This is a genomic window from Lelliottia wanjuensis, from assembly GCF_030238365.1.
In the GTDB taxonomy this organism is placed as follows: Bacteria; Pseudomonadota; Gammaproteobacteria; order Enterobacterales; family Enterobacteriaceae; genus Enterobacter; species Enterobacter wanjuensis.
Genome location: NZ_JASSOT010000054.1, coordinates 204,635 through 214,554 on the forward strand (window position 1 = coordinate 204,635; position 9,920 = coordinate 214,554).

9 protein-coding genes are annotated in these 9,920 nt (G+C 58.5%); 6 read left to right on the plus strand and 3 right to left on the minus strand.

The annotated features are described in order from the left end of the window. Nucleotides 1–18: 18 nt before the first annotated feature. Together deoB and deoD are read left to right on the plus strand one after the other, a co-directional pair. Nucleotides 19–1,242 (plus strand): phosphopentomutase, encoded by a 1,224-nt coding sequence (gene deoB / locus QQF33_RS08535; protein ID WP_282493467.1) that lies wholly within the window; start codon nucleotides 19–21, stop codon nucleotides 1,240–1,242. Nucleotides 1,243–1,345: 103 nt separating this feature from the next. After that, nucleotides 1,346–2,068 (plus strand): purine-nucleoside phosphorylase, encoded by a 723-nt coding sequence (deoD, locus tag QQF33_RS08540; RefSeq protein WP_095280675.1) that lies wholly within the window; start codon nucleotides 1,346–1,348, stop codon nucleotides 2,066–2,068. 148 nt (nucleotides 2,069–2,216) lie between these two features. Here the strand turns inward: deoD and lplA are convergent, their stop codons facing one another. Continuing rightward, a complete protein-coding gene (gene lplA, locus QQF33_RS08545) occupies nucleotides 2,217–3,233 on the minus strand; it encodes a lipoate--protein ligase LplA (protein WP_285157680.1) in 1,017 nt (338 codons plus the stop codon). A 39-nt stretch (nucleotides 3,234–3,272) separates the two neighbouring features. Then, a complete protein-coding gene (locus QQF33_RS08550) occupies nucleotides 3,273–3,917 on the minus strand; it encodes a YtjB family periplasmic protein (protein ID WP_103947144.1) in 645 nt (214 codons plus the stop codon). Nucleotides 3,918–4,034: 117 nt separating this feature from the next. On the opposite strand from QQF33_RS08550, the gene serB reads away from it, so the two are divergent. From serB to nadR, 3 genes are read left to right on the plus strand one after another with little or no spacing between them, the layout of a single operon-like run. Then, a complete protein-coding gene (serB, locus tag QQF33_RS08555; RefSeq protein ID WP_282493470.1) occupies nucleotides 4,035–5,003 on the plus strand; it encodes a phosphoserine phosphatase in 969 nt (322 codons plus the stop codon). A gap of 13 nt (nucleotides 5,004–5,016) precedes the next feature. After that, nucleotides 5,017–6,399 carry a DNA repair protein RadA gene (radA, locus tag QQF33_RS08560; RefSeq protein ID WP_282493471.1) on the plus strand — a complete coding sequence of 461 codons (1,383 nt, stop codon included), beginning with the start codon at nucleotides 5,017–5,019 and terminating at the stop codon, nucleotides 6,397–6,399. Between the two features lie 35 nt (nucleotides 6,400–6,434). Further along, nucleotides 6,435–7,667 carry a multifunctional transcriptional regulator/nicotinamide-nucleotide adenylyltransferase/ribosylnicotinamide kinase NadR gene (gene nadR / locus QQF33_RS08565; protein ID WP_285157681.1) on the plus strand — a complete coding sequence of 411 codons (1,233 nt, stop codon included), beginning with the start codon at nucleotides 6,435–6,437 and terminating at the stop codon, nucleotides 7,665–7,667. Nucleotides 7,668–7,728: 61 nt separating this feature from the next. On the opposite strand, the gene QQF33_RS08570 is transcribed toward nadR, so the two are convergent. After that, nucleotides 7,729–8,730, minus strand: coding sequence for a zinc-binding alcohol dehydrogenase family protein (locus tag QQF33_RS08570; protein ID WP_285157682.1), 1,002 nt, complete (start codon nucleotides 8,728–8,730; stop codon nucleotides 7,729–7,731). 106 nt (nucleotides 8,731–8,836) lie between these two features. Here QQF33_RS08570 and QQF33_RS08575 point away from each other — a divergent pair, with 106 nt between their 5' ends. Further along, nucleotides 8,837–9,736 (plus strand): LysR family transcriptional regulator, encoded by a 900-nt coding sequence (locus QQF33_RS08575; protein ID WP_285150414.1) that lies wholly within the window; start codon nucleotides 8,837–8,839, stop codon nucleotides 9,734–9,736. Nucleotides 9,737–9,920: the final 184 nt, after the last annotated feature.

The following is a 9,920-nucleotide window of genomic DNA, read 5'->3' on the forward strand; positions in this document are numbered from 1 at the left end:
CATAAGTACGGAGAACATATGAAACGTGCATTTATTATGGTGCTGGACTCATTCGGCATCGGCGCTACAGAAGATGCAGACCGCTTTGGTGATGTCGGTTCCGACACCATGGGCCATATCGCAGAAGCTTGTGCGAAAGGCGAAGCGAACAATGGCCGTCAGGGCCCGCTGACCCTGCCAAACCTGACCCGTCTGGGTCTGGTGAAAGCGCATGAAGGTTCGACAGGTAAAGTGGCTGCCGGCATGGACGGCAACGCAGAAGTGATCGGCGCATACGGCTGGGCGCACGAGCTCTCTTCCGGTAAAGACACCCCGTCTGGTCACTGGGAAATCGCCGGTGTCCCGGTTCTGTTCGACTGGGGCTACTTCTCCGATCACGAAAACAGCTTCCCGCAGAAACTGCTGGATAAGCTGGTTGAGCGCGGCAATCTGCCGGGTTACCTCGGTAACTGCCACTCTTCCGGTACCGTGATTCTGGATCAGCTCGGCGAAGAGCACATGAAAACCGGCAAGCCGATTTTCTACACCTCCGCTGACTCCGTGTTCCAGATTGCCTGCCACGAAGAGACGTTCGGTCTGGACCGTCTGTACGAGCTGTGCGAAATCGCGCGCGAAGAGCTGACCGAAGGCGGCTACAACATTGGCCGCGTCATCGCACGTCCGTTTATCGGCGACAAGCCGGGCAACTTCCAGCGTACCGGCAACCGTCACGATCTGGCCGTTGAACCGCCAGCCCCGACCGTGCTGCAGAAACTGGTTGATGAGAAAGCGGGTGAAGTGGTTTCCGTCGGTAAAATCGCGGATATCTACGCCAACTGCGGCATCACCAAAAAAGTGAAAGCTACCGGTCTGGACGCGCTGTTCGACGCGACCATCAAAGAGATGAAAGAAGCGGGTGACAAGACTATCGTCTTCACCAACTTCGTGGACTTCGACTCCTCCTGGGGCCACCGTCGCGACGTCGCCGGTTACGCTGCCGGTCTGGAACTGTTCGACCGCCGTCTGCCGGAGCTGCTGGAGCTGGTGGGGGAAGATGACATCATCATCCTGACCGCTGACCACGGCTGCGACCCAACCTGGACCGGTACCGACCACACCCGTGAGCACATCCCTGTGCTGGTGTACGGCCCGAAAGTGAAACCAGGATCGCTCGGCCACCGCGAAACCTTCGCGGATATCGGCCAGACCATTGCGAGCTACTTCGGTACTTCGCCAATGGACTACGGCAAAAACATGCTGTGATGCGCATGCCCGGCGGCGCTACGCTTGCCGGGCCTACGATTTTGTAGGTCGGGTCAGGCGCAGCCGCCACCCGACAAAACAACACTTTTAAAAGGATCTGAAGATGGCTACCCCACACATTAATGCAGAAATGGGCGATTTCGCGGACGTAGTATTAATGCCTGGCGACCCGCTGCGCGCGAAGCACATTGCTGAAACCTTCCTCGAAGACGTGCGTGAAGTGAACAACGTGCGCGGCATGCTGGGCTTCACCGGGACTTACAAAGGCCGCAAAATCTCCGTAATGGGCCACGGTATGGGTATCCCGTCCTGCTCCATCTACACCAAAGAGCTGATCACCGATTTCGGCGTGAAGAAAATCATCCGCGTGGGCTCTTGCGGTGCCGTGCGTATGGACGTGAAATTGCGTGACGTGGTCATCGGTATGGGTGCTTGCACCGATTCCAAAGTAAACCGTATGCGTTTCAAGGATCATGACTTCGCGGCAATCGCTGACTTCGGCATGGTACGTAACGCGGTAGACGCAGCCAAAGCGCTGGGCGTTGACGCGCGCGTTGGTAACATCTTCTCTGCTGACCTGTTCTACTCTCCGGACGGCGGCGAAATGTTCGATGTGATGGAAAAATACGGCATCCTGGGCGTGGAAATGGAAGCGGCAGGCATCTACGGCGTCGCGGCTGAGTTTGGTGCGAAAGCGCTGACCATCTGCACCGTGTCTGACCACATCCGTACTCACGAGCAGACCACTGCCGCTGAGCGTCAGACCACCTTCAACGACATGATCAAAATCGCGCTGGAATCTGTTCTGCTGGGCGATAAAGAGTAAGTTTGTTTTGTGCCGGGTGGCGGCTTCGCCTTACCCGGCCTACAAGGTGAACGCAAAACGGCAACCCAAGGTTGCCGTTTTTTATGTTTTCTCCCTCTCCCCGTGGGAGAGGGCCGGGGTGAGGGCACCAGACCGCACTCATCTCACCTCACCGCACCGCTTTCGCCACCCACTCTGACAACTCACGCAACTCTTTTTCCTGCTCCGGGAATTCTGCTATCAGCGCATCACACGCCTGCTGCAAGCACTCCGCACGATACAAACATCCCTGCAAACGGGCTGCCAGCGCTTCCAGCGGGGCCGGGTTCAGACTATCGGTAAACACCTGCGTGCGCGTGATAACTCCGCGCTCGACGTCGAAATGCAGCTCCACGCCACCCCAGGTGAAACGCTCATCCAGCAGATGCGAGAACGCCGGAGCCTGACCGAAGTTCCACTCCCAGCTGCTCTGACGCGCAAAGGTCTCGGCAAAATTCGGTAGGTCCGGGGTGTGGTCCGGGGAGATCACTTCCGCCTCGACGCGCTCGCCGTAATGGTCAAAGAACGCCTCCTGGATCGCCGCGCAGATCTGTTCGTGGGTCACGCCGGGCAACAGCTCAACCAGATTCGCCACGCGGCCGCGCACCGAGGTAATCCCCTTGGCCTGCAGCTTTTTCTTATCGGGATTGAGATAGTTTGCCAGACGGCTTAAATCGGCGTTGAGCAGCAGAGTGCCGTGGTGGAAACCGCGATCTTTGGTTTCGCGATAGGCCGAGCCGGAGACTTTCCGGTCGCCTTCCGGCGTTTTGACCACCAGGTCGTTGCGCCCGGAGGCTTCCGCCGTCACGCCGAGGGCATTCAGGGCGTTCAGCACAATCGCCGTGGAGATGGTTTTATCGTACTCCGGTTTCCCGGCCATAAAGGTAAAGCAGGTATTCCCGAGGTCGTGGAACACCGCGCCGCCGCCGCTGCTGCGACGGGCCAGGCGGACGTTGTCCTCTTCCATGCGCCGCGTGTTGCACTCTTTCCACGGGTTCTGCGCGCGGCCAATGACCACCGTATCGGCATTGCGCCAGAGGAACAGGACGCGCTGGGTGGCAGGCATCTGGCGGAAGATGCACTCTTCCACCGCGAGGTTGAACCAGGGATCGTAAGAGTCAGAGATAAGCAGGCGGAGCGTCGTCATGGCAGATTTCCTTTTCCGAATCGTCCGCCCATTTTACCACTATTCTTTCTTCTCGCTCTCTTCCTCTTCCGGCACCGATTTGCTGGCCGTCAGCAGGAAGGGCGACTGCTGCCAGCGCGTGCGTTTGCCCTGCAACAGCGTGCGCGTTAACACCACGCCAATCGCCAGCGAAAGGAGTAACATCAGACGCAGAATGTTGGTGGTGTTATCCACCTGTTTGGCTTCGGTCGGTAGGGTGTGGGTGTCGAGGGTGAGACGCAGATAGCCGAGCGGGCCATTTTTGCCCTGAATCGGCTCGACGATTTGCTGATTGAAATAGCCGCCGGCCTTTTTGCCGTCCAGCGCCAGCCGGTCGCGGACGTCAACGTGCTCACCGGCTCGGGCAATGAGATCGCCCTGTTCGTCGTACACGCCCGCGTCCAGAATGCGGCTGTTTTCCGTAATCTGACGCAGAATTTGCGCGATGCGTTTATCGTCCGGCGTCTCGGTGCGCATCGCAGGGGCGACGCTCAGGGTGACCTGGCGGGCGAGGGTTCGCGCCAGCTCTTCGAGCTGTGGATTACGTTGTCGTTGATGATTCTGGCTAAACCAGGATGCCCCTTGCATCAGCGCCACCAGAAGCGCGAGGCAGGACAGGACAATCACTGCACGATGTAGCCGGAATTTCAGTTTTGCGCGAGCCATATTCCACCTGCTGAAAATTTACGGCTTAATGTTGCCAGAAGTGATGGTTACAGGGTAGCCTCATGCGTTATTTTCCCCCTGGAACCTTCCGGCGCGAACCAATTTACAGGAGCTTCAATGCCGAACATTACCTGGTGCGACCTGACCGATGACGTCTCTTTATGGCCAGGATTGCCGCTCTCATTAAGTGGCGACGAGGTCATGCCTCTGGACTACCATGCGGGGCGTAGCGGCTGGCTGCTGTATGGCCGTGGCCTGGATAAGCAGCGCCTGACCCAATACCAAACCAAGCTCGGCGCGGCGATGGTGATCGTGGCGGCCTGGTGCGTGGAAGATTATCAGGTGCTGCGTCTGGCCGGTTCGCTGACGCAGCGCGCCACCCGTCTGGCACATGAAGCCGGGCTGGATGTGGCTCCGCTGGGGAAAATCCCGCATCTGAAAACGCCAGGGCTGCTGGTGATGGATATGGATTCGACCGCCATCCAGATTGAGTGCATCGACGAAATCGCCAAACTGGCCGGCAGCGGCGAGATGGTGGCGGAAGTGACCGAGCGTGCGATGCGCGGCGAACTCGATTTTGCCGCCAGCCTGAAACAGCGCGTCGCCACCCTGAAAGGGGCCGATGCCAACATTCTGCGCCAGGTGCGCGACGAACTGCCGTTAATGCCAGGCCTCACTCAACTGGTGCTGAAGCTCGAAACGCTTGGCTGGAAAGTGGCGATTGCTTCCGGCGGGTTCACCTTCTTTGCGGACTACCTGCGTGACAAACTGCGTTTGACCACGGTGGTCGCCAACGAGCTGGAGATCCGCGACGGTAAACTGACCGGGGAAGTGATCGGCGATATCGTGGATGCGCAGTACAAAGCCAACACCCTCACGCGCCTGGCGGAAAAATTCGAAATCCCTGTCGCGCAGACCGTTGCCATCGGCGATGGCGCGAACGATCTGCCGATGATTAAAGTGGCGGGTCTGGGCATCGCCTATCATGCCAAGCCAAAAGTAAACGAAAAGACAGAAGTCACCATTCGTCATGCTGATCTGATGGGCGTGTTCTGCATCCTGTCCGGCAGCGTGAATCAGAAATAATCAGAGGTAAACCGTGGCGAAAGCTCCAAAACGCGCATTTGTCTGTAATGAATGTGGTGCGGATTATCCGCGCTGGCAGGGGCAGTGCAGCGCCTGTCATGCCTGGAACACCATCACCGAAGTGCGCGTGGCCGCTTCGCCAACCGTGGCCCGCAACGAGCGTCTGACAGGCTATGCGGGTAACGCCGGCGTCTCGAAAGTGCAAAAACTTTCTGAGATCAGCCTCGATGAAGTGCCGCGCTTCTCCACCGGTTTTAAAGAGTTTGACCGCGTCCTGGGCGGCGGCGTGGTGCCGGGCAGCGCAATCCTGATCGGCGGTAACCCCGGTGCCGGTAAATCGACGCTGCTGCTGCAAACCCTGTGCAAGCTCTCTGAGCAGATGAAAACCCTGTATGTCACCGGGGAAGAGTCGCTGCAACAGGTGGCGATGCGCGCGCACCGTCTCGGTCTGCCGACCGGCAATCTGAATATGCTGTCGGAAACCAGCATCGAACAGATCTGCATGATCGCCGATGAAGAGCAGCCGAAGCTGATGGTTATCGACTCCATCCAGGTGATGCACATGGCGGACATTCAGTCCTCGCCGGGCAGCGTGGCGCAGGTGCGCGAAACCGCAGCCTATCTGACGCGCTTCGCCAAAACGCGCGGCGTGGCGATCGTGATGGTCGGCCACGTCACCAAAGACGGCTCGCTGGCCGGTCCGAAAGTGCTGGAGCACTGCATCGACTGCTCGGTGATGCTCGACGGCGACGCCGATTCCCGCTTCCGCACCCTGCGCAGTCACAAAAACCGTTTTGGTGCGGTGAATGAGCTGGGCGTTTTCGCCATGACCGAACAGGGGCTGCGTGAAGTCAGCAATCCGTCGGCGATTTTCCTTAGCCGTGGCGAAGAAGAGACGCCGGGCAGTTCGGTAATGGTGCTCTGGGAAGGGACGCGCCCGCTGCTGGTCGAGATTCAGGCGCTGGTGGATCAGTCGATGATGGGCAACCCGCGTCGCGTGGCCGTTGGTCTTGAGCAGAACCGTTTAGCGATTCTGCTGGCGGTACTGCACCGCCACGGCGGGCTACAGATGGCGGATCAGGACGTGTTCGTCAACGTGGTCGGCGGCGTGAAAGTGACCGAAACCAGTGCCGACCTGGCCTTGCTGCTGGCGATGGTTTCCAGCCTGCGCAACCGACCGTTGCCGCAGGATCTGGTGGTCTTTGGCGAAGTGGGGCTGGCAGGGGAAATTCGCCCGGTCCCGAGCGGACAGGAGCGTATCTCCGAAGCGGCGAAACACGGTTTCCGTCGCGCGATTGTGCCTGCTGCCAACGTGCCGAAAAAAGTGCCGGAAGGGATGAAAATTTTCCCCGTCAAAAAACTCTCCGATGCGTTAAATGTTTTTGACGACATATAATTACCTATTCGATTTTGCAGGAGGCACCGTAATTTATGTCAACATTTGACTACCTGAAAACCGCGATCCGCCAGAAGGGCTGCACGTTGCAGCAGGTGGCGGAAGCCAGCGGAATGACCAAGGGCTATTTAAGCCAGCTTCTGAATGCCAAAATCAAAAGCCCGAGCGCGCAAAAGCTGGAAGCTTTGCACCGCTTTCTGGGCCTCGAATTCCCGCGCATGCAAAAGAACATCGGCGTGGTGTTTGGCAAGTTCTACCCGCTGCACACCGGCCATATCTATCTGATTCAGCGCGCCTGTAGTCAGGTAGATGAGCTGCACATCATCATGGGCTACGACGACACGCGTGACCGTGCGCTGTTTGAGGACAGCGCCATGTCCCAGCAGCCGACCGTCTCGGACCGTCTACGCTGGCTGCTCCAGACCTTCAAATATCAAAAAAATATTCGCATTCATGCCTTTAACGAAGAGGGCATGGAGCCGTACCCGCACGGCTGGGATGTCTGGAGCAACGGCATCAAAGCCTTTATGGAAGAGAAGGGGGTCGCTCCGAACTGGATCTACACCTCTGAAGAGTCCGATGCGCCGCAGTTCCGCGAGCATCTGGGCACCGAAACGGTGCTGATCGATCCTAAACGCACCTTCATGAACATCAGCGGCGGGCAGATCCGCGAAAACCCGTTCCGCTACTGGGAATACATCCCGACAGAAGTGAAGCCCTTCTTCGTGCGCACGGTGGCGATTCTGGGCGGCGAATCGAGCGGTAAATCGACGCTGGTCAACAAGCTGGCAAACATCTTCAACACCAGCAGCGCGTGGGAATACGGGCGGGATTACGTCTTCTCACATCTGGGCGGTGACGAGATGGCGCTTCAGTATTCCGATTACGACAAAATCGCGCTGGGCCACGCTCAGTACATTGATTTCGCGGTGAAATACGCCAACAAAGTGGCATTTGTCGATACGGACTTTGTCACCACCCAGGCGTTCTGTAAAAAGTACGAAGGGCGCGAGCACCCGTTCGTGCAGGCGCTGATTGACGAGTACCGTTTTGATCTGGTGATCCTGCTGGAAAACAACACCCCGTGGGTCGCCGACGGAATGCGCAGCCTCGGCAGTTCCGTCGATCGTAAAGAGTTCCAGACCATGCTGGTGGATATGCTGCGCGAGAATAACGTCGAGTTCGTTCACGTCGAGGAGTCGGACTACGATGGCCGGTTTCTGCGCTGCGTCGAGCTGGTGAAGGAGTTGATGGGGGAGCGGGAGTAAAGACCGCTCCGATCGGTCCCCTCTCCCTTTGGGAGAGGGTTAGGGTGAGGGGACAATGACCTCAGAATTCCACCACCACCTTCCCGCGCATATGCCCGTCCAGTACTTTCCGGTGTGCCTCGGTGATGCTCTCCACGCTTAAGCCGTGCAGGGTGTCGCTCAGCGAGCTTTCCACCACGCCGGTATCCACCAGCTTCGCCACCTCATTCAGAATCTCACCCTGGCGCGCCATATCTGCGGTCTGGTACATGCTGCGCGTATACATAAATTCCCAGTGCAGCGCGGCAGATTTCGACTTCAGCTTGCTCTGATCCAGCGGACGATCGTTCTCCACGATGGTACAGATATGCCCCTGCGGCGCGATCAGGTCGCTGACCGCGTCCCAGTGCCCGTCGGTGTCGTTGAGGATGAAAATATAATCCACGAATTTTATGTCGTGCTTCGCCAGCTCACCCTTCAGGTCACGATAATTCACCACTAAATCCGCGCCTCGATCCCGGCACCATTGGGCTGAGTCTTCGCGCGAGGCGGTGGCGATCACCTTGATCTTACTGTTGTGTTTGGCGAAGGGGATCGCCAGCGATCCGACGCCGCCCGCACCGCCGATGATCAGCAGCGTTTTGTCCGATCCGGCGTCCTGAATATTCAGGCGTTCAAACAGTCCTTCCCATGCCGTCAGCGCGGTCAATGGCAGTGCGGCGGCGGCGGCCCAGTCGAGGCTCTGCGGTTTGTGGCCGACGATGCGTGCGTCAATCAGCTGATGCGTGGCGTTGCTGCCCGGACGGGTGATGTCCCCGGCGTACCACACTTCGTCACCGGCTTTGAACTGCGTGACACTCGCGCCGACCGCTTTCACAATCCCGCTGGCGTCCCAGCCCAGAATGCGCGGGGACTGCAGGCCGTTTTTACTCAGGCTGGCATGGACTTTGGTATCGACCGGGTTCACGGAGACGGCTTTCACTTCGACCAGGAGGTCGTGCTCGCCGGGCTGCGGCATTGGCTGGGTGATCTCAATAAATGTGGATGGCTGGTCGGGATTAACGGCAATGGCTTTAACGGACATGGTGAACTCCTTATGGAATGCGTGTGTTGAGGCTAGTCTATTAAGTCGCCACTTGCGTGATAAGATGGACAATCAATAACAAAGTGTTCGTGTGAGATGAACAGTGATGTTTAAACAGCTTCAGGATATGGCCCTGTTTGCGCTGGTGGCGGAGATGGGCAGCTTTACCGCGGCGGCGCAAAAAGCGGGCCTGCCGAAATCGAGCGTCAGCCAGCGGGTCAGCCAACTTGAGCAGCAGGTTGGTATCCGGCTGCTGAACCGCACCACCCGCAAACTTAATTTAACCTATGCGGGCGAGCACTATCTGGTGCACTGCCGCGAGATGCTGGCGGCCAGCGAGCGCGCGGAATACGCCATTCAGCGTCTGCGCGATAACCCCGGCGGACGGCTGCGCGTCACTTCCCCGGCGGGAATTGGTGCCACGCTGCTGGCGCATCTGAACGCGGAGTTCCAGCGTCGTTATCCCGATGTCTCACTCGATGTTTGTATTTCGGATGATGTGCAGGATCTGGTGGAGTCGGGCTACGACGTGGCGCTGCGCACCGGTAAACCGCAGGATTCGTCCCTGATTGGCCGTATGATTGGCAATTGCCCGCGCTACATGCTGGCCTCGCCCGACTATCTGGCGCGTTTTGCCCCGCTGGACCATCCGCGCCAGCTGGTGGATCACCGCTGTATCACCCACAAAGCCTGGCCGGAGTGGCTGCTGCGGCAGCACGGCGAGGATTATCGTCATCTGCCTGACAATGCGCACGTCACGGATAACCTGGTGTATGCCCGCGAAAGTGCCATCGCCGGGGCGGGGATCACGCTGCTGCCCGCGTTTTTGCTGGAAGATAAAATCGAGAAGGGGGCGCTGGTGCAGGTGCTGCCGGAGTGGAGCGTGGAAGGAAACGAACTGTGGCTGGTCTATCCGAGCAGGAAGCTGAATTCGCCTGCGCTGATGAGCTACATCCAGTTTGCGATGCAGTTTGATGAGGTGAAGCGGTTTTACGTGGGGGGGTGATTGCCGGGTGGCGGCTACGCCTTACCCGGCCTACAAAAAACCGGTCGTGCGGCCTGATGCCCTCACCCCGGCCCTTATGTCTTGATCTTCTCCGCTTCTGCGGAGAAGATCCCCGACTGATCATCGGGAGGTTACCGGTGAGCATCACCCGGCCCTGGTGCCACTGAGCCCGTGGGAGAGATTA

Coding starts and splice junctions, on each gene's coding strand:
- deoD (WP_095280675.1), top strand. CDS start 1,346: ATGGCTACCCCACACATTAATGCAGAAATGGGCGATTTCGCGGACGTA.
- serB (WP_282493470.1), top strand. CDS start 4,035: ATGCCGAACATTACCTGGTGCGACCTGACCGATGACGTCTCTTTATGG.
- deoB (WP_282493467.1), top strand. CDS start 19: ATGAAACGTGCATTTATTATGGTGCTGGACTCATTCGGCATCGGCGCT.
- QQF33_RS08570 (WP_285157682.1), bottom strand. CDS start 8,730: ATGTCCGTTAAAGCCATTGCCGTTAATCCCGACCAGCCATCCACATTT.
- QQF33_RS08575 (WP_285150414.1), top strand. CDS start 8,837: ATGTTTAAACAGCTTCAGGATATGGCCCTGTTTGCGCTGGTGGCGGAG.
- lplA (WP_285157680.1), bottom strand. CDS start 3,233: ATGACGACGCTCCGCCTGCTTATCTCTGACTCTTACGATCCCTGGTTC.
- QQF33_RS08550 (WP_103947144.1), bottom strand. CDS start 3,917: ATGGCTCGCGCAAAACTGAAATTCCGGCTACATCGTGCAGTGATTGTC.
- nadR (WP_285157681.1), top strand. CDS start 6,435: ATGTCAACATTTGACTACCTGAAAACCGCGATCCGCCAGAAGGGCTGC.